Genomic DNA, 21,082 nt, shown 5'->3' on the forward strand with positions numbered 1-21,082 from the left:
TACTAAAGTTATTTATCGACTTTTTATTGCATAAAAAAACAAATAAATGTATAATATTCTTAAAAGAATATACTGAAAGTTCTGTGAAGTTGGATTTATCTGTTTTTTTAAAAAAGAGAGTTTACGAGAGAAAAGAGGGGATTATTTTGAAAAAGATTTCTTTTTTAGTGTTTGCCATGGTTGCTTCTTTGTTACTTGTCTTGACAGGATGCGGGAAGGATAAGGAAGTCTCGACAACTGGTAAAGAAGAAGGGTCCAATGGGAAAACACTGAGGATCGTGACGGACGCCAACTATGCTCCATTTGAATATCTTGAAGGAGATAAGATTGTAGGATTCGATGTTGATTTCATCAATGCCGTTGCAAAAGAAGCGGGTTATGAAGTTAAATTGGAAAGTGTTGGTTGGGATCCGATTTTTGTTGAAATCGAAGGTAAGAGAGCGGATGTCGCCATATCTGCGATTACAGTGAATGACGAAAGAAAACAATCTTATGACTTCTCTGTTCCGTATTTCTTATCCACAAATAAGATTCTCGTTCCTGAGAATAGTGATATAAAATCTGGAGATGAATTGAAAGGAAACGTCATTGCCGTTCAGACTGGTACTACTGGACAGGAAGCGACAGAGAAACTCCTTGGAAAGAATCACAAGGATATTAAAAAATTCGAAAATAATAACCTGGCCATCCAGGAATTACTAAAAGGCGGAGCTTCGGCTGTCGTAGCTGATAATACGGTCGTTGAAGAATATGTGAAAAATAACCCCGATCAAAAACTGAAAGTCGTTGAAGATAGCAAAAGCTTCAATGAGGAGTTTTATGGTCTTATGTTCCCAAAAGGCAGTGAATTGAAATCGGAGTTCGATAAAGCCGTGAATGCCATTTATGAAAATGGGAAATATGCAGAAATCTATAAAGAGTGGTTTGGTACTGATCCAGATATTGAAACGTTGAAAGCACAACAATAAAAACAAATGGATAGTAAAAGATTGCGTAACTTTACGTGTGAAGTTACGCAGTTTTTTTGGTCTTAGGAGGGAAACAAAATGAGTTTTCGCTGGGATATTATTTTTGAATATGCTCCTTTCTTATTAAAAGGAACGTTGCTTACAATAGGGCTGTCGGTTTCCTCCATCCTCATCGGAACTTTTCTGGGGTTATTGATCGGTTTAGGGAAAATCATGAGAAACAAAGTGCTTGCCTTTCCATTTTACTGTTATGTCACGGTTTTTCGCGGAACACCGCTTTTAGTTCAAATCTTTTTAATCCATTTTGGAATTGTGCCCTTTTTTACTGGGGAAACGAATGCAGTAACTGCCGGTGTCATTGCTTTATCTTTAAATGCAGCCGCATACATTGCCGAAATTTTCCGGGCGGGCATTCAATCCATCGATAAAGGGCAAATGGAAGGGGCGCGTTCATTGGGAATGACCCATACCCAAACAATGATACATGTTGTATTGCCCCAAGCTTTCAAACGAATGATTCCTCCGTTAGGAAATGAATTCATCGTATTATTGAAGGATTCATCCCTGCTTTGTGTCATTGCTGCCCCGGAATTGATGTATTGGGGGAAAGCGATGGGGAGTCAGTACTTTAAAGTGTGGGAGCCATACTTGGCGTGTGCCTTCATCTATTTATTCCTGACCCTCATTTTAAGTTTCGTATTAAATAGACTCGAAAGAAGGTTGAAAACAGAATGATCAAGGTGGAGAATCTAAAGAAGTCATTTGGCGAAAATGAGGTATTGAAAAATATCAATGCAATCGTTTCCCCTCGGGAAGTAGTCGTGGTGATTGGTCCTTCTGGGTCGGGTAAATCCACTTTCCTCAGGTGTATCAATCAACTTGAAACGATAACGGGAGGCCATATTTTTATTGAAGGGCTTGATACGACAGACAAGAAGGTCAATATCAATAAAGTCCGGACGGAAGTTGGCATGGTATTTCAGCATTTTAACTTATTTCCACATAAGACTGTTCTTGAAAATATAATGCTTGCGCCTATAAAGGTCCGCAAAATTTCCAAAGAACAGGCTTCCCAAAGAGGGATGGAACTGCTTAAGAAAGTGGGACTTGCCGAGAAAGCGAACGCATATCCGGATTCATTATCGGGGGGACAAAAGCAACGTGTCGCAATTGCCAGGGCGTTGGCGATGGAGCCCAAAATCATGCTATTCGACGAGCCGACTTCCGCTCTAGATCCGGAAATGGTCGGTGAAGTTCTTGAGGTCATGAAGCAACTGGCTAAGGAAGGCATGACCATGGTAGTTGTGACCCATGAGATGGGGTTTGCAAAAGAAGTTGGAGATCGCGTGATTTTCATGGACGAAGGTTATATTATTGAAGAAAATATTCCAATTGAGATTTTTAATAATCCCCAGCAGGAAAGAACTAAAGCCTTTTTGAGTAAAGTGCTTTAATTACACGTAAAGAAAAAAACCTTCCATTAAGGGAGGTTTTTTTCGGAGCATATCATGATATCAAAGGGGCTTCATTTGATGTATGAAGCGCCTAAAAGCGATTCAGGGCTTTTACCGAGCACGAGCATACTGATTTTGGCATATCCAATATTTTTAATTTGGGAGAAGGTCTGAAGTAATACCTGGATATTCGGATCATCCTTTAACTTTTGAACTTCCTCTATATATAATCCGATAACGGAGGGCATAACGAATTCAGGGGTATATTCGTTTGGGTTTTCTTCCATGATTAATGTGCCCATAAATTGATATTTAAATTGAAGAGCCCGTGTTAAGGCAACGACATGGAGCAGTTTATTAAATAGTTCGGGGTAAGAATATTTAATTTTCTCCAGAGCTGCTTCTGTTGCCTGTAACTCATCGACACTAGATAAAGTGATCATGAATATCTCCTTTTTAGAATATATTGGATCCATCAGCATTTACCGTGCATTTTACTTATACTAGTCTACCCTCGCCGTAACGCCTTGTAAAATGGTTAGATGTTATCATGTGCATAACTCAAATCTATGATAGTGCTTACATCAATCATGCTAGATAGTTCACTACTTATGAGATAGCGCTTCCTTCGTATATTTCAGCCATTCTTTTGCAGCGTATGAAAGGTAATGGTCCTTACTCCATATAAATCCTAAATTCCAACTGATGGAGGGGTTTTTAACCTTGATTGTCTTTACGCGCTCATCATGGCGGCATAAACCTTCCGGTAATAGAGCAACGCCAAGTTTACAGTAGACCATTTCCTCAATAAAATCCCAGCGTGAGCTTTCAGTAACAATATGTGGAGAAAAACCAGCTTCATTACAGGATGAAATGATGAGATCTCGGAGGACGTAATCTTTATTGAATAAGATGAAAGATTCGTTTTCCAGGTCGGCCAAATCGATTTCTTCCTTATATGCATGTGGATGGGTGGGATGAACAATCAAGTTGATGTCTTCTTCCAAAAAAGCAAAATGATGAAAAAGTGCGGTGTTGGTTGGCAGGACTATTACTCCTATATCAATTAAGTCATTTTGGACGGATTCTTCTATTTTCTTTGAACCATCCTCTACTAATTGAAAGGTAATATTGGGATAGTCCTCGTGAAAACGGCTAAGAATCCGGGGGAAGAAAGAAGCGTCGATGATCGGCGGCAGCCCGATGCGTATATGTCCCTTTTTTAAACCTAATAAATTGTCCATTTCCGTTTCTAAATTGTGAAAGGCCTTATCAATCAATTTTGCCTGCTCTAAGACAACCCTGCCTGCATCGGTCAAGATCAGTTGCTTGCGTGAACGATCAAAAAGCTCAACACCTAGCTCGGTTTCCAGGTTTTTAATCATCTTACTGATGGTCGGCTGGGTAATGAATAAATGGTCGGCAGCACGAGTGAAGCTATTGAAATTAGTTACTTCTATAAAGTATTGCAAATGTTTAATATCCATTGCGTCACCTGTTATCCTCGTTTAAAATTAATTTCATTTTACCCGTAAACGGAAGTGTTTGTAAAACATGATAAGCTTTACTTGGTTTTCATGCACGCATAAATAAGCTGGATTCCCAAGGGGAACCCAGCTTATGAAAAGACTGACAGGAATATCCTCCGTGAATTTTATTTGACCAACAAGACGGGCACTGGGGAACGTTGAACGATGTAGTGGCTTACACTGCCAAGGAACTCCTTGAAACCACTCAACCCGCGGCTGCCCATGATGATAAGGTCACAATTCTGGGATTTTGCATGTTCCAATAAAGTCGTGATGGCTGAGCCCTCTACGACAAATGTTTGGGATGCATTCGGGATTTCGGATAAAAGCGCTTCCGCTTTTTTAATCACTTCCTTGCCATACTTGAGCATGGATTCTTCAATTTCCTGAAATGCATTGCCATATATATTTGATTTGATTGGCAATGTTACAGCGTGAAGCACTTGGATTTCGACAGCGGGATCCAGCTTCGCTAATTCAATCGCTTTTTCTAAAGATTTAAGTGCCAATTCAGATTCATCATAAGCAACTAATATTCTTGAACATAGCATTGATCGATCATTCCCTTCTTTAAATTGATATACCTATAGTATATCAATTTAAATCTTTCATATAGTTTCATATATTATAAATTTTGTGAATATTTATTGAAGTTTACGTTTACGTCAATGTTAGAATGAAGGTAAATAATCCCTTTGCAAAGTGTGGTTTTAACATGTACACCATTTCTGAGTTAGCAAAAGAATTCGGATTGACGACAAGGACCCTCCGTTATTATGAGGAACTGGGTATGCTTAGGCCAAAGCGTACCGAAACGGGAAAAAGAGTTTATGGAAAGAAAGAATATGCACAGCTCAAAATCATAATGCGCGGTAAGAAGTATGGTTTTTCGTTAGTGGAAATAAAGGATATAGTCCTTTTATTCGATAAGGATAGGACAGGCATTAAGCAATTGGAAAAAACGATTGAGACTGCAGGACAGAAATTAAACGAAATTAATGAACGCATTAAAGAGCTGGATGGATTAAAGCAAGATTTTGAACAGGTAATCAAAGGCTTTACCGAAACCCTTCATGACTTGAAAGTGAACGATAAAACAGGCAAGCGGTGTAATTAATCTTGAAAATAGGTTTTGATGATAATAAGAGATGAATATATATTCTAGAAAACAAATGGGGTGGGAATTTGGAAATTCAAGAAACCATTGCAGTTGTGACAGGCGGGGCTTCTGGTCTGGGAGCTGCAACAGTAAGAAACATCATTAAAAAAGGTGGAAAAGCGGTCATATTTGACCTCTCGGAAGAAAACGGCGCTAAAATGGTGCAGGAATTGGGAGATTCAGTGCTGTTTATTAAAACGGATGTAACCAGTGAAGAAAGCGTATCGGTAGCATTGGATGAAGGAATGAAAAAATTCGGGAGCATCAATACGGTCATCAACTGTGCAGGCATTGCGATTGCAGAGAAGGTCATAGGCAGAAAAGGTATACATGAATTGAAAGCGTTCTCAAATGTCGTGCAGATCAATTTGATCGGTACGTTTAACGTAATCCGGCTTGCGGTTGAAAAAATGGTTGAAAATGAACCGAACCAAGAGGGGGAGCGTGGGGTCATTATCAATACAGCTTCGGTAGCTGCCTTTGAAGGACAAATCGGACAAGCCGCATATAGTGCCTCTAAGGGGGGGATTGCTGCCATGACTCTCCCGATTGCAAGGGAGCTTGCCACCAAAGGGATACGTGTCGTTTCGATTGCACCCGGTCTATTCCATACTCCGATGTTCGATTCATTGCCTGAAGAAGCCAGGATGTCATTAGGTAAAACCGTGCCATTCCCACCAAGGCTCGGGTATCCCGAAGAGTTCGCTAAGCTAACGGAAAGCATCATAACGAATCCAATGCTGAATGGGGAAACCATCAGGCTTGATGGGGCCATTAGAATGGCACCCAGGTAAGGTGTTAATTCCTTCAGGGAAATCCATTGTAAATCTGGAAAAAGAGCCTCCGGCAAGGAAATGGAGAGGAGAGAAAACAGATGAAGCATTCATACCTAAGTGAAGATCATGAAATTTTCCGTAAGTCATTCCGAAAGTTTTTAGAGAAAGAAGCAGTTCCCAACTATGAACGATGGGAAGAAGAGAGAATCATTCCCCGGTCATTTTGGGTGAAAATGGGGGAACAGGGTTTTTTATGTCCGGACCTTGGAGAAGATTATGGGGGTTCCGGGGTAGATTGGGGCTTTGCTGTCATAATTAATGAAGAATTGGAAAGAGTCGGTTCTGGTTTCATTGGTTTCGGACTTCACAGTGACATCACCGTCCCGTATATTTCCGCATACGGAAATGAGTCGCAGAAACGGCGTTGGCTTCCTAAATGCACGACAGGGGAAATCATTACAGCCATTGCCATGACAGAGCCTGGCACGGGTTCAGATTTGGCCAATATTAAAACGACTGCCATTTTGGATGGAGATCATTACATATTAAATGGCCAAAAGACATTCATCACAAATGGCATTCATTCGGATTTGGTCATCGTTGCCTGTAAAACGGATCCAAGTGCCGTTCCGAAACATAAAGGCGTTAGCTTAGTCGTGGTCGAAAGGGATACACCCGGGTTTTCCAGGGGGAGAAAACTGAAGAAACTTGGCTTGCACAGTCAGGATACAGCAGAACTCATCTTCGAGGATTGCCGTGTTCCAAAGGAAAACCTACTTGGTGAAGAAGGCAAGGGGTTTACTTACTTAATGGAAAAATTGCAGCAGGAACGCCTTGTGGTGGCGATTTGTGCTCAAACCGCATCTGAGGATATGCTGGCCGATACGATTGAGTACGTGAAGGGCAGGGAAGCTTTTGGAAAATCCGTAAGTCAGTTTCAAAATACCCAATTCAAAATGGCGGAAATGGCAACGGAAATCAAAATGGGGCGTGCCTTCCTAGATCAATTGATTGCCAAGCATATGGCTGGTGAACAGGTTGTAACGGAAGTTTCGATGGCAAAATGGCGTTTGACGGAGACTGCCCGAAAAATATCCATTGAATGCATGCAGCTCCATGGCGGCTATGGATATATGGAGGAATACAAGATTGCCAGAAGGTACCGGGATGTTCCCGTAGCAAGCATCTATGCCGGGACAAATGAAATCATGAAGAAAATCATCGCCAAGAATCTGGGTCTATAATAAAACGATGAGAAGGGGAGAGAGTATATGCGGGAAGTGGTTATCGTTGAAGGGATCCGCACGCCAGTTGGCAGAAGGAACGGTGTCTTGAAAGACGTTCGCCCCGATGATCTGGCAGGGGAAGTATTGAAGAAGCTGATTGAAAAGGCGGGCATCGATCCGGCTATTGTCGATGATGTCATTTTAGGTTGCGTTTCACAGTCGGGCGAACAGGCCGGTGATATAGCAAGGGTTGCTGCACTGATTGCCGGATTTCCAATTGAAGTGCCGGGAACGACGATTGACCGTCAATGCGGATCAAGTCAGCAGGCAGTCCATTTCGCTTCCCAGGCCATCTTGTCAGGTGATATGGATGTGGTAGTGGCCGGCGGTGTGGAGAACATGTCACGAGTTCCCATGGGGTCTAATTATCAAGGTGCTGGAACAAGTCAAAAGTATATGGACTCGTATGAGGTGATTAACCAAGGTTTGTCAGCTGAGAGAATCGCCGATAAGTGGGGAATAACACGGGAAGATTGTGATCAGTTTTCCGTTGAGAGCCATGCCAAGGCAATACGCGCTCAAAAAGAAGGGCATTTTAACCGTGAAATGATATCAGTAACGGGTACTGATAATGAAGGAAATCTAATCGAAGTTACGGAAGATCAAGGCCCAAGGGATGGAACCACGCTTGAAGTACTTGCTGGATTGAAACCGGTTTTTCAAGAAGGCGGTTTAATCCATGCAGGGAACTCCAGTCAAATCAGTGATGGTGCTGCCGTTTTATTATTGATGGAACGCAGTAAAGCCGAAGAACTTGGATTGAAACCGCGCTTTAAAGTGCATACACGGGTTGTTGTCGGGTCAGATCCCACCCTGATGCTTACGGGACCGATTCCCGCCACCAAAAAAGCCTTGGAAAAAGCAGGTCTTACAATTGATGATATCGATATCTTTGAAGTGAATGAGGCTTTCGCTCCTGTACCGATTGCCTGGCTAAAAGAAACGGGGGCAGACCCCCAAAAGCTGAATCCAAATGGCGGGGCGATTGCCTTGGGTCACCCTCTTGGCGGAAGCGGGGCCCGATTGATGGTGTCGATGATCCATGAGTTAGAAAGGACGGGCGGCCGTTATGGGCTGCAAACAATGTGTGAAGGCCACGGTATGGCAAATGCAACCATCATTGAAAGATTGAGCGGAAGCCGCACTATCGATTTATGAACATTCGTAATTCGCACGAAAGTAAAAGCTGAAAAAGGGATGAAGCCGACCATCGGCATTCTTTGCCTGAACTCTGCCTGTTGATGGTGGTTACTTGAGGAGGAACATGATATGTCAGTAACGATTAAAAATATCTTTGATCATACGGTTCAGAAATTTCCCATTAAAGAAGCTATCTGCGACGTGAGAAGAAATATCCGCTATACGTACATTCAATGGAATGAGCAGGTGAATAGATTGGCGGCGGCCCTCCAAGCGGAAGGGGTGCGAAAAGGGGACAGGGTCTCTACGTACCTTTACAACAATGAAGAGCTTGCAACAGCATTCTTTGCCTGTGCAAAAATCGGCGCAATCTTTAATCCGATCAACTTCCGATTAATGCCGGAAGAGTTGGCCTTCATCTTGAACGACGCTGCTCCAAAGGTCGTTTTATTCGAACACGAACTGGAAACGAACGTTGCCGCGATTGAAAAGCGATTTCCGGAAACGGCTTTTTGGTATATTGATGATAATGTGCCTGGATATGCAAAAGGTTACCGCCAGAAAATGGCAAGTATCTCATCAAAGCCAGATGAAGTGGACGTTCACGAAGATGATATCTATGCCATCATGTATACGAGCGGGACAACCGGACGTCCAAAAGGGGTCATTCACCTTCATAAAGACATGGTCAAACAAGCCGAGATTCTAATTGAGGCCATGAAGTATGAACGCTCTGATATCGGTTTGATCACTGCACCGATGTTTCATTGTGCCGAATTACACTGTTCCTTTTTACCTCGCATACAGGTCGGTGCCGCAAATGTCATATTACATCAGTTTAATCCCAAAAAGGTCATGGAACTGATTGAATCGGAAGGGATCACCAAGTTTTTTGCTGCACCTACGATGTGGAACATGCTCCTCCAGGAAAAATTGGATGAGTACAAATTCCAGAGTTTGAAGCTTGGGCTTTATGGAGCAGCCCCGATGGCTCCAACACTTGTACGTGCCTGTCAGGAGAAACTCGGCATCCAGTTCATCCAAGCTTATGGAATGACTGAAATGGGTCCCGCGATCACTCTCCTATTGGAGGAAGACCAAATTAGGAAAGCGGGTTCTGCCGGCAAGGCATGTTCCGATCATGAAATAATCATTGCCCGTCCGAATGACGAAGGGCCATCGGATCCCGAGGATATGCTGGAACCTGGGGAAACAGGGGAAATTCTTGTGAAGGGTCCGTGTATCATGCAGGGGTATTTTCAAAAAGATAGAGAGACCGAAAAGGCGCTTTACAAAGGCTGGTACCATTCCGGTGACATTGGTTTCCTGGATGAAGACGGATATCTGTGGGTCAAGGACCGGGTGGACGACATGATTATTTCTGGAGGGGAAAATATTTATCCACGTGAAGTGGAAGATACACTATATGAGCATCTTGGAGTTCTCGACTGTGCAGTACTTGGTCAGCCGGATGATCAATGGGGGGAAACGGTGACGGCCTTCATCGTAGCCAAAGACCCAACGCTTGCGGAAAACGATTTAGAAGCCTGGTGTAAAAACAGTGTTACGCTAGCGAACTATAAACGTCCAAGAAGATATATCTTCTGTAATGAGCTGCCTCGTAACGCCAGCGGGAAGATACAAAAGTTCATGCTCCGTAAACAGTTAGAAGAAAACATTAATGGAGAAAGTTTAGGGACCTTTCTTTAATGCCGGGGCAGTAGCGGATGCAACCACTGACAAGTTAGGGGGGAGTCATTTAGAATTGCTTGGCATGCGATCATACTTGGAAGGAAGAAATTTAATAAAGAGCGTAACAATTATGGATGAAGGATTATATAAATAATAACCCTGTGGAACAAATCAAGTAGAGAGAATAGTTATCCACAACAAAGATACAGCGTGGGCAGCATAACATTCCATTTATCCACATAATCCACAGAGTTATCCATAAATAACATTATTTTCATGTTGATAAAGTGTGTTATTGTACTTATTTCTTGTCAGTATTTTCAGAATATATCCACAATATACACAGGGGTGTGGATAAGCTATGTAAATAAAGAAAACACAAGGGGCTGATTTACAACCCCTTGGTTTGATTTATCATGCTTATTAACGGCGATTATGAGCACGGCGGTCAGCTGCATTTGCCCGGGCTTGTGCCTTGATGTCTTCCTGGTCAGCCAGTTCGGAAGAATATTCAACGTCAAGTCCGTCACTCTTCAGGTTTTTAGGAACTTGAGGAAGTTTTTGTTTGTTCTTATCTCGATTATGGTGTATGCCATTTCGTCCCATGTTAGCGCCCCCTAGAATATAAAATAAGCTGGAGATGAATTCACTAATCATCTCCAGCTTATTTTGTGTTGGGTGGCTATTCAAAATGTACGGGAAAAAACTCCAAACTTAACGACGGGATTTCTTCTCGGTATAACCGCCAGCACGATCTGCTTTTTTAAATTCACGAGCATAAAGAATCGCTTGGGTACTAGTTAAGTTACTTTTCTCTTTATCGTGTTTTTTGAGCAATTAGATCATCTCCATTTCACTTAATATCCCTATTTTTTCCTAAAATGACCCTTTCATACGTGAGAATCTTCATTCAAGATATTTTGTAAAGCTTCTTTAAGGATTGGAAAGGAGAAAGTGAATCCTTCGTCTTTAAGTTTAGTGGGAAGGACATTTTGTCCTTCAAGCACAAGTATGCTCATTTCCCCCAGCAGTTTTTTGAGGAAGAAGGGAGGTACGGGTAACCAATGTGGCCGGTGCAGGATAGCTCCTATCGTTTTCCCGAATGTATCCATCTGAACGGGGTTCGGCGCCGTAAAATTGACTGGACCCTCTATCCGCTGATCATTCATGCAAAAGATGATTGCCCGGACCACGTCATGGATATGAATCCAGGAAAGCCACTGATTTCCTTTGCCCATCTTTCCTCCGCCGAATAGTTTATAGGGAAGGACCATCATTGGCAGTGCGCCATCTTTTTCTCCAAGAATCACCCCAAATCTTGTTAGGACCAATCTATTACTGTAAGAGCGTGATTTAGCCGCTTCCTTTTCCCATAGTTGAACAGTACGGGCCAAGAAATCATCACCAACGGATCCAGAGGTTTCTGTAAAGGTCTCATCGTCCGAAATACCATAATATCCGACTGCACTTGCATTAATGATGACGGACAATTTATCGGGCAGCATGGAGATGATCCGGTTCATCTCTTTGGAAGCTTCGACCCGGCTTTCGACAATCCGGCGTTTTCGTTCAGGTGTCCAACGCCCGCTGTTAAGGGATTCACCAGCAAGGTTAATGAAAACATCTAGCCCCGCCAAGTGCTTTTCCGGCTGTGCCTCCTTGGTCAGCCATCCAATATATGTCAAATTAGTCTGTTTTTTAAATTTTTTGGGATGACGGGTCAAAATATATATATCATGATTTTCTTTTGATAATTCATCAATAAGGGCTGTGCCGACAAAACCGCTTCCACCAGCAATGGCTATTTTCATGAAAACCACTTCCTTTCCCATTCTTTCCTTCACTTTAACATGTCCATGTTCTTTTTTCATTTTTAGACATGCTATATATAGAAATGGTAAACGTAAAGGGGTAAAGTAGTGGTGGGGGTGGATTTATGCCAAACATAACAAAAATAACAACCCAAAAGAAACGTAAAGATCGTTATAACATTTTCGTTGACGAAAAATATGCCTTCAGTGTAGATGAAGAAGTGCTATTGAAATTTCATTTGAAAAAGGGTATGGAGCTTGATGACCTGCTTTTGGCAGAAATACAATTCGATGATGAAATCCAAAAAGCATTTACCGATGCACTTAATTATTTATCATACCGAATGCGCTCCGAATCGGAAATTCGCCTTTATTTAAAAAAGAAGGAGACGGAAGAGCCGATCATTAAAGAAGCGATACATAAACTATACAGTTTTAACTATTTAGATGACCTTGAATTTGCCAAGGCTTACGTACGGACCCATGTGAATGGAGGCAATAAAGGGCCCACTACCCTTAAGCTCGAGCTTAAAGAAAAAGGGGTGCAAGAAAAGTTGGTTATCGAGGCATTGAAGGAATACCCCTATGATATTCAGATTGAACATGCAGGGAAACTTGCTGGAAAAGCGGTCAAAAAGGAAAAAAACATTTCCGAACGAGCTTTAAGGTTGAAAGTTGAACAAACCTTGTTACGGAAAGGTTTCCCTAGAGATGTCATCCATGAAGCACTTGAAGATGTGACGGTTGAAAAGGGTGAAGATGAACAATGGGATTCTCTTTGCCACCATGCCGAAAAAATGCAACGCCGATATAAAAACCATGAAGGCTTCGAATATGAACAAAAAATGAAGCAGGCATTATACCGAAAAGGTTTTCCAATAGAATTGATTGAGCGTTTTCTTTCCAATTCAGATGCGGATTAAGTGCATCGATAGCCAAATCACTAAATTTTGTTTAATATAGAAGTAAATTAATATTTCATTTAAGGAGTCATATATATGAGTGACGTAAGATACAGCAAGTTGTCCGCCTATGAACTACAACAGGAAATTGCAGCGTTGACTGAAAAAGCGAGAAAAGCAGAGCAATTGGGAATGGTTAATGAATACTCTGTATTGGAACGAAAAGTGACGATGGCCAAGGCCTATTTGTTAAATCCGGATGATTTCAAAAAAGGTGAAATATATCAAATTGACGGAGATCCCGGGGTCTATTTCAAAATTGATTATATGAACGGCGTATTCGCCTGGGGTTACCGCTTAGGTGGTAGCGGTAAGGAAGAAGCACTTCCGATTTCAATGCTGAAATAAAAAAGGAATCGGGGAAGAAACCCGATTCCTTCTGGTGTACGAGTTAATTCGATCGCTCGTTCGATGCTTTCATTCTTTCTTGAGGGTGTGTATTAATACTGCCATCTGCACGCTTTGAAGCATATCTTGCCTTTGCACGAGGCTCGCCTTGGAATTTATTATTGTTTTGGTTGGGGAATCCTTTTTGTTTATTTCGCAAATTTTTCTCCTCCAAGCATCAGATTAAAGAAAGAAGCGTTTCCGCTTACAACTAGTATGGGTATGGGACAGTATAGTTCATTCTGTAAAAATATTGGCAATGAGGTGGTTCAAATGAATGATTACCATGAAAGGTTAACCAAGATACTGCTTGAGAAAAATGAACACATCACGTATGAGCAAGCTTTGACTTGGGTGGAATTATTATGGGAAGATTTCGAAGCGACCTATGCAAAGGCTGGGCATGAATATGCCGGAGAAGAAATGACATCGCGCGTTGTAAGGACCTGGATTGATAACTATGGTGAGCAATTCCACGAGTTCATTGCAAAGAACCCTAAATATCGACAGTTATTAAATCAGCAGAATCGACTGCATTAAAAAAGCTGATTCCAGAGGGGTCCCCTGGAATCAGCTCTTTTTCAATATACAGCGACTACAAAATAATATTCAATTTCTTCTGCAGTTTCGCTTCGCTGAAAATCCAGCCGGTATAAGAATTCAAGATATTCAATTCGCTGTCTAAATGGACCACTGCCACAAACGGGTAATATCCATTGCTTCGGTATCTTAAATCGATGAAACGGACTTCATAATATTCTTTTATCTGTTCAATCTCAAAGCGGTAAACCGGAGAAAAGGACAGAAAGGCTGCCAAGTTGATATCCTTCTTGGCGGCTTCGAGAATTTCACTTTCAGGTAAGGGCACTCGATCGAACGTATCAAGAATCGTCACATATCCATTATCGGCTCGTGCCACATAATAATTCTTTTCAGTAATAACCGCAATTTTCCAGCGGTGAAAACGCATGGTCGGTGATAAAAGAATTTTCCTTGCTCCAGGAATTTGCCGTTTGACCACTTTCTTTATAAAAGCTTGTTCCCTGAATCTGGAAATGTAGTAAATGACGAGTATTCCGTAAATGGAAAGAAATAAATAGCCTGGAGGAAATCCAAAGCCCCATAATATCAGGCCGGCAACATGTATTCCAAAAATGAACGGATCAAATGTATTGATGACCCCTAAAGCTACCCATTTTGATGAAATTGGCCTAAGAGCCTGGGTCCCATAAGCATTGAATATATCCACGAATACATGAAGGAATACGGCTAAAAAGGTCCAAAGCCAAAGATGAAGGTAATTTGCTTCAGGTATGATGGCGAAAAGTGCTCCACTGATTATCAAGGGCCAAAGTAAAACAGCGGGAATGGAATGCGTGATTCCACGGTGATTTCGAATATATACAGCGTTATTCCTTAATTTTAAAACGGTGTCAATGTCTGGAGCTTGTGATCCCAATATCGTACCTGCTATGACTGCACTTGCGGTGACTGGGCTCTGCGCAATGACAGGATCTAATGTGGCAAGACCTCCAAGAGCAATTCCCATGACAAAGTGAGTACCTGTATCCAAAAAACTAACCTCCCTGCCACAATTTGAAAAAAATGATCTTCTCTCATCATACCGTATTTTTATATTAACCATCAAATGAATAAAGTTTTTACTTATTTCCGTGCCCGTTATAAATAAATGGATATGAACATGCTATTAAAAAAAGAATGACCTATTATAGGTATTCCCATTTTTGATAAGAGTTTAACATCTTTGGAGGAACTGATGTGAAAGAAATAACGATCCCGACAATAGAAAAAATAACAATCGAAGAATTTCAAAAAGATTTGGTTTCCTGGTTTCTCGAAGAACAACGAGAATTGCCATGGAGGAAAAATAAAGATCCATACCGTGTTTGGGTTTCTGAAATAATGTTGCAGCAAACGAGAGTGGATACGGTGATTCCTTATTTCAACCGATTTGTGGAATGGTTCCCAACACTCGAGGACTTTGCCAATGCCGATGAAGAGAAAATCCTAAAAGCATGGGAAGGGCTGGGATATTACTCACGTGTAAGGAATCTGCATAGTGCCGTTCAGGAAGTGAAGGCTTCCTATAATGGAATCGTACCGGATGATCCCGCGGAAATTTCAAAATTGAAAGGTGTCGGCCCTTATACAGCTGGTGCGATTCTTAGTATCGCATACGGCAAGCCTGAGCCAGCCGTTGATGGAAACGTCATGCGTGTTTTATCAAGGATATTGATGATATATGAAGACATAGCAAAGCCAAAGACAAGAAAAACATTCGAAGCTGCCGTCAGGAAGCTGATCGATCATGAACATACTTCTGCCTTCAATCAAGCCTTGATGGAGCTTGGTGCATTAATCTGCACACCTGGTAAGCCTGCATGCCTATTATGTCCTGTTCAAAGTCATTGTCTAGCATTTGAATCCGGGGTTCAGTCGGAATTGCCGGTGAAAATCCAAAAGAAAAAAACACGGGATGTACCAATTGTAGCTGCCGTTCTAACGAATGAAAAAGGTGAATATTTAATTCATAAGCGAGCATCAGAAGGGTTGCTTGCAAATCTTTGGGAATATCCGAACTTCGAAAACCATTCATCCCTTTTGTATAAGCGGGAATTCTTCGTGAGTCGGTTTCAGGAAATGTATGGCGTCAAACCTGAAATCACTGAACCCCTTGTGAGAATTGAACATGTTTTCTCACATCTCGTTTGGAAGGTGGACACCTATATCGGAGCGGTCAAAGAGGCCATCAGTGAAGAGACACTAAGAGAACAGCAACTTAAGTGGGTGAGTGAGGCAGAGATGGAGGAGTTGGCATTTCCGGTTTCCCACCAAAAAATGATGAAGGCGTATAAAGAAAAGGAACATATTGAATAAAGGCTTTTTTTGAATATATGGTAATATAAGGGTGTTGGGGGGCGAGGGAATGAGGATAGTCATTCAAGCATTCATAGGTTCAATCATCATTCATGCTTTATATTTTGGGAGTATGATAATGGTCGGGTCCATAAAAACGAGCAGATATAAACCGGATATTGAAAATGCATGGGAACAAGTAGGGGCACTCCAGAATGAAACGGTATTCGGTAATGTCCTTTCACCTTCTTTATATTCGTTAACATTTTTGGGGACAGCCCTGATTTGCGCAATGGCTATAACGTCTTATAATAAAATTGTGATTAAAAAAAGGCGCTAGTGAAATGGGTAGCATGAAAGAGGATATCGGTCAAGATATCCTCTTCCTTTTGTTGGTTTTCAAAGTCATATCCGTATAAAATCAATCGTAAAGGGTTTTCGTTCCATGAGTATAATCGGCTTCCTGCCTGTTAAGTCCGCCTCTATTTTCAATTTCTTTGATGATTTCGCTATGGATACTCTGTCCTTCTTGGTTTAAATAAGGTACCATTTGTTGAAGGGAGTGATGAAAATAGGCAAGTTCACTATTTTCCCAATCCGATTTTTTCATCATCGACAACTCTGTCATATCACGTCCAATATACATAACAGTAACACTCCTTAAAAAAATGATTTTTATTACTCGGTGTTTACTCAGAAAGGATGAATAAACGAATGGAACAAAAAGTGGCACTCGTTACAGGTAGCAGTAAAGGTTTAGGCAGAAGCACGGCAATAAAGCTTGCGGAGGAAGGTTACGACCTCGTTATTAATTATGCCCGGAGCAAGTCAAAAGCATTAGAAGTGGCAGCCGAAATTGAAGCGTTGGGGCGTAAAGCCCTTGTAGTTAAGGCAAATGTCGGTGACGTTGCGAAAGTGAAAAGCATGTTTGAGGAAATCGATGCTTATTATGGACGTTTGGATATATTCATCAATAATGCGGCCTCAGGAGTGCAGCGTCCGTTGATGGAGCTGGAGGAATCCCATTGGAACTGGACCATGGACATCAATACAAAAGCCCTTCTTTTCTGTGCACAGGAAGCGGCGAAATTAATGGAGAGGAACGGCGGGGGGAAAATCGTCAGCATCAGTTCACTAGGATCCATTCGCTATTTGAAAAATTATACAGCTGTTGGAGTTTCCAAAGCTGCGCTTGAAGCCCTGACAAGATATTTAGCGGTCGAATTGGCTGAAAAAAATATTTGTGTCAATGCCGTTTCAGGCGGTGTGATCGATACAGATGCCCTGAAGTCTTTCCCGAATCGGGATGAAATGCTTGCCGAGGCGGCAGAACAAACTCCGGCTGGACGGATGGTCGAGGTGGAAGATATGGTGAATACCATCCTATTTTTAATTTCCGACGGAGCCAGTATGATTCGTGGACAAACCGTAATAGTTGATGGAGGCATTTCATTACTTGTTTAATGTAACTGGAAAAATTTAAATGTTTTTAGTTGGATAACACTCCTGGATAATGGTTATCTTATTATCGTGGAGGTGATATCAATGGCTAAAAACATGAATAAATCACAAGCAGGTACTGATGTTCAACAAGTGAGACAACAAAACGCTCAATCTCAACAAGGTCAAGGCCAATTCGGTACAGAATTTGCTTCTGAAACTAACGCTCAAGAAGTGAGACAACAAAACGCGCAGTCTCAGCAAAAAAAAGGTCAAGGTCAAGCACAAGGCCAATACGGTACAGAGTTTGCTTCTGAAACTAACGTTCAAGAAGTAAAACAACAAAATCAAAAATCTCAAAGCAATAAAAGCCAAGGCTAATCGCCGATGAAAAGCATCCTTCTTTTGAAGGGTGCTTTTTTTGACTTTCATTGGATTCGACAAATGTTTCTTTGTGTTTACATATTATGTCAAAGGAAAAAACGGATAAAAATAGAATATACATACTATAGAAAAAATACAGATTAGGAAGGTGCATTCATGGAGGAATTTAACCGGCTTATAAACAACCAGTTGAAAACGATGGATAAGCTTTTACTTTTACAATCCGAAATCGAAAGATGCCAAGATATAGAGAAGCAACTCCTTGCCCTGGAAGAGGAGAGTGAAGCAGTCACCATTCAGGAAGAGATTCAACTCAAAAAGCAGGAATTGAAAAGTATCCATGATATGTTCGAGAAGCAAACGGAAGAAGTCATCCGTTATTTTCAGCAAGGACAGGCTGCCATACGATGAATAACCGGCTAATTTCTTAGTTAAAATGGGTGGATGGTCAGACTTTTTCGACTTATTTACACATTTTCACTGGGAGATTAGCCACTTTTGTTTTAAATTTATGAATAAATCGCTATAATATAGGAATATAGGGTAAATGGAAAAAAGTATATATTTTTAAATACACACAACAACTGCAAACGGAATAGGGCACAGTACGCTGTCAGGGTGTCTATAGAAAGTAGGGAGAGATAAATGGGGATTGTTCCTGCCGAAGGAGGAAAAATCCAAATCCATAGCTATAAACATAATGGACATATCCATCGTATCTGGGAAGAGACGACCGTTTTAAAAGGGACCCAAAATCTGGTGATAGCAGCGAATGACCGTACTATGGTAACGGAATCAGATGGAAGGACCTGGATTACGAGAGAGCCGGCGATTTGCTATTTTCATTCAAAGTATTGGTTTAATGTTATTGGTATGTTGAGAGAGGACGGGGTTTATTACTATTGCAATATCAGTTCGCCGTTCACATACGAATCGGGAGCATTGAAATACATTGACTATGACCTGGACATTAAAGTATTCCCAGATATGACGTTTAATTTGCTGGATGAGGATGAATATGAAAGGCATCGGAAAGAAATGAATTACCCGGATGCCATCGATTCAATATTGAAACAGAACGTAGACTATTTGATTTATATGATACGCCAGCGAAAAGGACCATTCTCCGCAGAGTTTATTGATAGTTGGTATGAACGCTTTTTAACCTATCGATGATAGAAAAGGCCTGCTGCATAATTGGCAGGCTTTTTCATTATGTATCGTGCCTACACATCTGATTCAATCTTTCAAGAATGCAGGAACCATTAAACCTCCTATATATGGTTATGAAAGGTAGTGAATGAAATCCTTTTGATAGTTAATCATCGAAAAGGAAAATATAATTGAATGGTGCATTTAAGATATAAGATTCCAAATGGACTGTTATGGACTTTTTTTATTCTTTGGATTTAATGATTCAGAAAAGGAGGAAATCCGTGGGGAGCATTAAGAGATATTTGCAATTCGTCAAACCATATAAATGGCAGATAATCGGGACGGTACTGATTGGATTGCTAAAATTCGCGATTCCGCTTTTGCTTCCATTGCTAAGTAAGTATATTGTGGATGACATCATCGGAAATGGTGACCTGTCCAAAGCCGTGAAGTCAGAACGCCTTTTATGGGCAATGGCCATCATGATATTCATTTTCGTTGCAGTTAGACCGCCGATTGAGTATTACCGCCAATATTTCGCTCAATGGACCGGAACGAAAATCTTATATGATATTCGTAATGATTTATTTACTCATATACAGAAACTGAGTTTTAAATATTATTCCAATACAAGAGTGGGCGAGGTCATTTCAAGGATGATCACGGATGTGGAACAAACGAAGAACTTTGTCATCACGGGTCTGATGAACCTTTGGCTCGATATCGCAACGATCATCATAGTGATAGTCATCATGTTTACGATGGACGTGAAGCTAACCATTGTATCCATCATCATGCTTCCATTTTACGCATTTTCGATCAAGCATTTCTTCGGTAAGCTGAGAACCTATACAAGGATTCGGTCCCAAGCGTTGGCGGATGTACAGAGTCACCTACATGAACGGGTTTCAGGGATGTCGGTCATCAAAAGCTTTGCGATAGAGGACAGGGAACAGGAATTGTTTGCGAAGCAGAACAAGAATTTCCTCGATAAGGCCCTAAAGCATACGAGCTGGAATGCTAAGTCATTTGCTGTCGTGAATACGATCACGGATATTGCCCCCCTGCTCGTGATAGGATTTGCCGGTTATCAGGTCATTCATGACCAATTGTCACTGGGTACCATGGTTGCTTTCGTCGGTTTCATAGACCGGCTATATAATCCCCTCAGACGTTTAGTTAACTCTTCGACGACAATGACCCAGACATTGGCGTCCATGGACAGGGTTTTTGAGTTTGTGGATGAGAAGTATGATATCGATGACGAACCAGGGGCGAAAGAGTTGAAGCATGTGGATGGCGCTATAACCTTTCAGGATGTATCGTTTGCTTATGACGAGAAAGAGGCACCCGTTTTAAAACATATCAATTTGGATGTTAAACCAGGGGAAACCATTGCACTTGTCGGGATGAGCGGAGGCGGGAAGTCCTCGATCGTCAGTTTGATTTCCCGTTTCTATGATGTGACGGAGGGAAGGGTATTATTGGATGGGACGGATATCCGTAAATATCAAGTCCGCAGCCTAAGAGATAAAATAGGAATGGTTCTACAGGATAATATCTTATTTAGTGAATCGGTTAAGGCCAATATCCTTATGGGACGGCCTGATGCAAGTGATGAAGAAGTATTTGAAGCGGCAAAGGCGGCGAATGCTCATGACTTCATCATGGGTCTAAAAGAAGGATATGAAACGAAAGTCGGGGAGCGGGGAGTTAAATTATCCGGAGGCCAAAAACAACGGGTGGCCATTGCGAGGGTATTTTTGAAAAACCCGCCAATCCTTGTTCTCGACGAAGCCACATCGGCATTGGATTTGGAAAGTGAACACTATATCCAGGAGGCGCTGGATATTTTGGCGAAAAACCGGACCACCATCATCGTGGCCCACCGGCTATCGACCATCACCCATGCCGATCGGATCGTTCATATCGATAATGGGGAAATTACGGAAATGGGAACACACGAAGAACTCATGAAAAAGCAAGGGCATTATTACAACCTATTTCAAGTGCAACAATTGGATGCTTAAGGAGAAAAGGAAAACAATATATAAAAGAAGAC

Annotated in this window: 27 protein-coding genes; 18 read left to right on the plus strand and 9 right to left on the minus strand. The window is 41.5% G+C overall.

Annotated elements, in window-relative coordinates:
• The first annotated feature begins 146 nt into the window (after window positions 1-146).
• From N0M92_RS22345 to N0M92_RS22355, 3 genes are all read left to right on the plus strand, one after another.
• The gene (locus N0M92_RS22345) at window positions 147-968 is read left to right on the plus strand and encodes a basic amino acid ABC transporter substrate-binding protein (protein WP_260287909.1); all 822 of its coding nucleotides are present in this window, start codon (window positions 147-149) and stop codon (window positions 966-968) included.
• Window positions 969-1,046: 78 nt separating this feature from the next.
• Window positions 1,047-1,703 carry an amino acid ABC transporter permease gene (locus N0M92_RS22350; protein ID WP_061461716.1) on the plus strand — a complete coding sequence of 219 codons (657 nt, stop codon included), beginning with the start codon at window positions 1,047-1,049 and terminating at the stop codon, window positions 1,701-1,703.
• The gene (locus N0M92_RS22355) at window positions 1,700-2,422 is read left to right on the plus strand and encodes an amino acid ABC transporter ATP-binding protein (RefSeq protein ID WP_192207860.1); all 723 of its coding nucleotides are present in this window, start codon (window positions 1,700-1,702) and stop codon (window positions 2,420-2,422) included. Before N0M92_RS22350 ends, N0M92_RS22355 begins: the two co-directional genes overlap by 4 nt.
• Window positions 2,423-2,493: 71 nt before the next feature.
• On the opposite strand, the gene N0M92_RS22360 is transcribed toward N0M92_RS22355, so the two are convergent.
• The 3 genes from N0M92_RS22360 to N0M92_RS22370 all read right to left on the minus strand — a co-directional run bounded on the left by N0M92_RS22360 (window position 2,494) and on the right by N0M92_RS22370 (window position 4,502).
• On the minus strand, window positions 2,494-2,865 hold the full coding sequence (locus tag N0M92_RS22360) for a hypothetical protein (RefSeq protein ID WP_260287910.1): 372 nt from the start codon (window positions 2,863-2,865) through the stop codon (window positions 2,494-2,496).
• Window positions 2,866-3,027: 162 nt separating this feature from the next.
• Window positions 3,028-3,909: a cidABC operon transcriptional activator CidR gene (gene cidR, locus N0M92_RS22365; protein WP_260287911.1), complete on the minus strand. Its 882-nt coding sequence runs from the start codon at window positions 3,907-3,909 to the stop codon at window positions 3,028-3,030.
• A gap of 167 nt (window positions 3,910-4,076) precedes the next feature.
• Window positions 4,077-4,502, minus strand: coding sequence for a universal stress protein (locus N0M92_RS22370; protein ID WP_260287913.1), 426 nt, complete (start codon window positions 4,500-4,502; stop codon window positions 4,077-4,079).
• Window positions 4,503-4,666: 164 nt separating this feature from the next.
• On the opposite strand from N0M92_RS22370, the gene N0M92_RS22375 reads away from it, so the two are divergent.
• The 5 genes from N0M92_RS22375 to N0M92_RS22395 all read left to right on the plus strand — a co-directional run bounded on the left by N0M92_RS22375 (window position 4,667) and on the right by N0M92_RS22395 (window position 10,022).
• Window positions 4,667-5,068: a MerR family transcriptional regulator gene (locus tag N0M92_RS22375; RefSeq protein ID WP_192207864.1), complete on the plus strand. Its 402-nt coding sequence runs from the start codon at window positions 4,667-4,669 to the stop codon at window positions 5,066-5,068.
• Window positions 5,069-5,136: 68 nt separating this feature from the next.
• Window positions 5,137-5,904, plus strand: a complete 768-nt coding sequence (locus N0M92_RS22380) for a 3-hydroxyacyl-CoA dehydrogenase (protein WP_260287915.1) — start codon at window positions 5,137-5,139, stop codon at window positions 5,902-5,904.
• Window positions 5,905-5,984: 80 nt separating this feature from the next.
• Window positions 5,985-7,130 (plus strand): acyl-CoA dehydrogenase family protein, encoded by a 1,146-nt coding sequence (locus N0M92_RS22385; protein WP_260287917.1) that lies wholly within the window; start codon window positions 5,985-5,987, stop codon window positions 7,128-7,130.
• Between the two features lie 27 nt (window positions 7,131-7,157).
• Window positions 7,158-8,330, plus strand: coding sequence for a thiolase family protein (locus tag N0M92_RS22390; RefSeq protein ID WP_260287918.1), 1,173 nt, complete (start codon window positions 7,158-7,160; stop codon window positions 8,328-8,330).
• Window positions 8,331-8,441: 111 nt separating this feature from the next.
• Window positions 8,442-10,022, plus strand: coding sequence for a fatty acid--CoA ligase (locus N0M92_RS22395; protein WP_260287919.1), 1,581 nt, complete (start codon window positions 8,442-8,444; stop codon window positions 10,020-10,022).
• Between the two features lie 405 nt (window positions 10,023-10,427).
• On the opposite strand, the gene N0M92_RS22400 is transcribed toward N0M92_RS22395, so the two are convergent.
• The 3 genes from N0M92_RS22400 to N0M92_RS22410 all read right to left on the minus strand — a co-directional run bounded on the left by N0M92_RS22400 (window position 10,428) and on the right by N0M92_RS22410 (window position 11,815).
• Window positions 10,428-10,610, minus strand: a complete 183-nt coding sequence (locus N0M92_RS22400; protein WP_260287920.1) for a YfhD family protein — start codon at window positions 10,608-10,610, stop codon at window positions 10,428-10,430.
• A gap of 108 nt (window positions 10,611-10,718) precedes the next feature.
• Window positions 10,719-10,841, minus strand: coding sequence for a YfhE family protein (locus N0M92_RS22405; RefSeq protein ID WP_081088510.1), 123 nt, complete (start codon window positions 10,839-10,841; stop codon window positions 10,719-10,721).
• Between the two features lie 53 nt (window positions 10,842-10,894).
• Window positions 10,895-11,815, minus strand: coding sequence for a TIGR01777 family oxidoreductase (locus N0M92_RS22410; RefSeq protein WP_260287951.1), 921 nt, complete (start codon window positions 11,813-11,815; stop codon window positions 10,895-10,897).
• 125 nt (window positions 11,816-11,940) lie between these two features.
• On the opposite strand from N0M92_RS22410, the gene recX reads away from it, so the two are divergent.
• Entirely contained in the window at window positions 11,941-12,738 is a 798-nt protein-coding gene (gene recX, locus N0M92_RS22415) for a recombination regulator RecX (protein WP_260287921.1), read from the plus strand.
• A 75-nt stretch (window positions 12,739-12,813) separates the two neighbouring features.
• A complete protein-coding gene (locus N0M92_RS22420; RefSeq protein WP_034305394.1) occupies window positions 12,814-13,125 on the plus strand; it encodes a YfhH family protein in 312 nt (103 codons plus the stop codon).
• Between the two features lie 43 nt (window positions 13,126-13,168).
• Here the strand turns inward: N0M92_RS22420 and N0M92_RS22425 are convergent, their stop codons facing one another.
• Window positions 13,169-13,324: a small, acid-soluble spore protein K gene (locus N0M92_RS22425; RefSeq protein ID WP_034305387.1), complete on the minus strand. Its 156-nt coding sequence runs from the start codon at window positions 13,322-13,324 to the stop codon at window positions 13,169-13,171.
• Between the two features lie 113 nt (window positions 13,325-13,437).
• Here N0M92_RS22425 and N0M92_RS22430 point away from each other — a divergent pair, with 113 nt between their 5' ends.
• The gene (locus tag N0M92_RS22430) at window positions 13,438-13,704 is read left to right on the plus strand and encodes a YfhJ family protein (RefSeq protein ID WP_098370609.1); all 267 of its coding nucleotides are present in this window, start codon (window positions 13,438-13,440) and stop codon (window positions 13,702-13,704) included.
• A 55-nt stretch (window positions 13,705-13,759) separates the two neighbouring features.
• On the opposite strand, the gene N0M92_RS22435 is transcribed toward N0M92_RS22430, so the two are convergent.
• Complete coding sequence (locus N0M92_RS22435; RefSeq protein WP_076371135.1) at window positions 13,760-14,737, minus strand: metal-dependent hydrolase; 978 nt, start codon at window positions 14,735-14,737, stop codon at window positions 13,760-13,762.
• A gap of 206 nt (window positions 14,738-14,943) precedes the next feature.
• Here N0M92_RS22435 and mutY point away from each other — a divergent pair, with 206 nt between their 5' ends.
• A complete protein-coding gene (gene mutY, locus N0M92_RS22440; protein WP_260287922.1) occupies window positions 14,944-16,062 on the plus strand; it encodes an A/G-specific adenine glycosylase in 1,119 nt (372 codons plus the stop codon).
• A gap of 49 nt (window positions 16,063-16,111) precedes the next feature.
• Entirely contained in the window at window positions 16,112-16,381 is a 270-nt protein-coding gene (locus N0M92_RS22445) for a hypothetical protein (protein WP_260287923.1), read from the plus strand.
• 81 nt (window positions 16,382-16,462) lie between these two features.
• On the opposite strand, the gene N0M92_RS22450 is transcribed toward N0M92_RS22445, so the two are convergent.
• Entirely contained in the window at window positions 16,463-16,687 is a 225-nt protein-coding gene (locus N0M92_RS22450; protein WP_260287924.1) for a hypothetical protein, read from the minus strand.
• A 68-nt stretch (window positions 16,688-16,755) separates the two neighbouring features.
• Between N0M92_RS22450 and fabL the strand changes: the two genes are divergently transcribed.
• The 5 genes from fabL to N0M92_RS22475 all read left to right on the plus strand — a co-directional run bounded on the left by fabL (window position 16,756) and on the right by N0M92_RS22475 (window position 21,050).
• Window positions 16,756-17,505 (plus strand): enoyl-[acyl-carrier-protein] reductase FabL, encoded by a 750-nt coding sequence (fabL, locus tag N0M92_RS22455; RefSeq protein ID WP_260287925.1) that lies wholly within the window; start codon window positions 16,756-16,758, stop codon window positions 17,503-17,505.
• A gap of 81 nt (window positions 17,506-17,586) precedes the next feature.
• Complete coding sequence (locus N0M92_RS22460) at window positions 17,587-17,862, plus strand: gamma-type small acid-soluble spore protein (protein WP_260287926.1); 276 nt, start codon at window positions 17,587-17,589, stop codon at window positions 17,860-17,862.
• Window positions 17,863-18,021: 159 nt separating this feature from the next.
• Window positions 18,022-18,276 carry a YgaB family protein gene (locus N0M92_RS22465; RefSeq protein ID WP_063577340.1) on the plus strand — a complete coding sequence of 85 codons (255 nt, stop codon included), beginning with the start codon at window positions 18,022-18,024 and terminating at the stop codon, window positions 18,274-18,276.
• Window positions 18,277-18,510: 234 nt separating this feature from the next.
• The gene (gene ntdP / locus N0M92_RS22470; RefSeq protein ID WP_063234823.1) at window positions 18,511-19,041 is read left to right on the plus strand and encodes a nucleoside tri-diphosphate phosphatase; all 531 of its coding nucleotides are present in this window, start codon (window positions 18,511-18,513) and stop codon (window positions 19,039-19,041) included.
• Between the two features lie 260 nt (window positions 19,042-19,301).
• Window positions 19,302-21,050, plus strand: coding sequence for an ABC transporter ATP-binding protein (locus N0M92_RS22475; RefSeq protein ID WP_260287928.1), 1,749 nt, complete (start codon window positions 19,302-19,304; stop codon window positions 21,048-21,050).
• Window positions 21,051-21,082 lie beyond the last annotated feature (32 nt).

Source organism: Peribacillus aracenensis (assembly GCF_025175645.1).
In the GTDB taxonomy this organism is placed as follows: domain Bacteria; phylum Bacillota; class Bacilli; order Bacillales; family DSM-1321; genus Peribacillus; species Peribacillus aracenensis.

Excerpts from the sequence above, each read along its gene's own strand:
- cidR (WP_260287911.1), bottom strand. The coding sequence starts at position 3,909 with ATGGATATTAAACATTTGCAATACTTTATAGAAGTAACTAATTTCAAT.
- N0M92_RS22355 (WP_192207860.1), top strand. The coding sequence starts at position 1,700 with ATGATCAAGGTGGAGAATCTAAAGAAGTCATTTGGCGAAAATGAGGTA.
- N0M92_RS22410 (WP_260287951.1), bottom strand. The coding sequence starts at position 11,815 with ATGAAAATAGCCATTGCTGGTGGAAGCGGTTTTGTCGGCACAGCCCTT.
- ntdP (WP_063234823.1), top strand. The coding sequence starts at position 18,511 with ATGGGGATTGTTCCTGCCGAAGGAGGAAAAATCCAAATCCATAGCTAT.
- N0M92_RS22430 (WP_098370609.1), top strand. The coding sequence starts at position 13,438 with ATGAATGATTACCATGAAAGGTTAACCAAGATACTGCTTGAGAAAAAT.
- fabL (WP_260287925.1), top strand. The coding sequence starts at position 16,756 with ATGGAACAAAAAGTGGCACTCGTTACAGGTAGCAGTAAAGGTTTAGGC.
- N0M92_RS22460 (WP_260287926.1), top strand. The coding sequence starts at position 17,587 with ATGGCTAAAAACATGAATAAATCACAAGCAGGTACTGATGTTCAACAA.
- N0M92_RS22370 (WP_260287913.1), bottom strand. The coding sequence starts at position 4,502 with ATGCTATGTTCAAGAATATTAGTTGCTTATGATGAATCTGAATTGGCA.
- N0M92_RS22360 (WP_260287910.1), bottom strand. The coding sequence starts at position 2,865 with ATGATCACTTTATCTAGTGTCGATGAGTTACAGGCAACAGAAGCAGCT.
- recX (WP_260287921.1), top strand. The coding sequence starts at position 11,941 with ATGCCAAACATAACAAAAATAACAACCCAAAAGAAACGTAAAGATCGT.
- N0M92_RS22445 (WP_260287923.1), top strand. The coding sequence starts at position 16,112 with ATGAGGATAGTCATTCAAGCATTCATAGGTTCAATCATCATTCATGCT.
- N0M92_RS22375 (WP_192207864.1), top strand. The coding sequence starts at position 4,667 with ATGTACACCATTTCTGAGTTAGCAAAAGAATTCGGATTGACGACAAGG.
- N0M92_RS22465 (WP_063577340.1), top strand. The coding sequence starts at position 18,022 with ATGGAGGAATTTAACCGGCTTATAAACAACCAGTTGAAAACGATGGAT.
- N0M92_RS22350 (WP_061461716.1), top strand. The coding sequence starts at position 1,047 with ATGAGTTTTCGCTGGGATATTATTTTTGAATATGCTCCTTTCTTATTA.
- N0M92_RS22390 (WP_260287918.1), top strand. The coding sequence starts at position 7,158 with ATGCGGGAAGTGGTTATCGTTGAAGGGATCCGCACGCCAGTTGGCAGA.
- N0M92_RS22385 (WP_260287917.1), top strand. The coding sequence starts at position 5,985 with ATGAAGCATTCATACCTAAGTGAAGATCATGAAATTTTCCGTAAGTCA.
- N0M92_RS22400 (WP_260287920.1), bottom strand. The coding sequence starts at position 10,610 with ATGGGACGAAATGGCATACACCATAATCGAGATAAGAACAAACAAAAA.
- N0M92_RS22395 (WP_260287919.1), top strand. The coding sequence starts at position 8,442 with ATGTCAGTAACGATTAAAAATATCTTTGATCATACGGTTCAGAAATTT.
- N0M92_RS22420 (WP_034305394.1), top strand. The coding sequence starts at position 12,814 with ATGAGTGACGTAAGATACAGCAAGTTGTCCGCCTATGAACTACAACAG.
- N0M92_RS22450 (WP_260287924.1), bottom strand. The coding sequence starts at position 16,687 with ATGTATATTGGACGTGATATGACAGAGTTGTCGATGATGAAAAAATCG.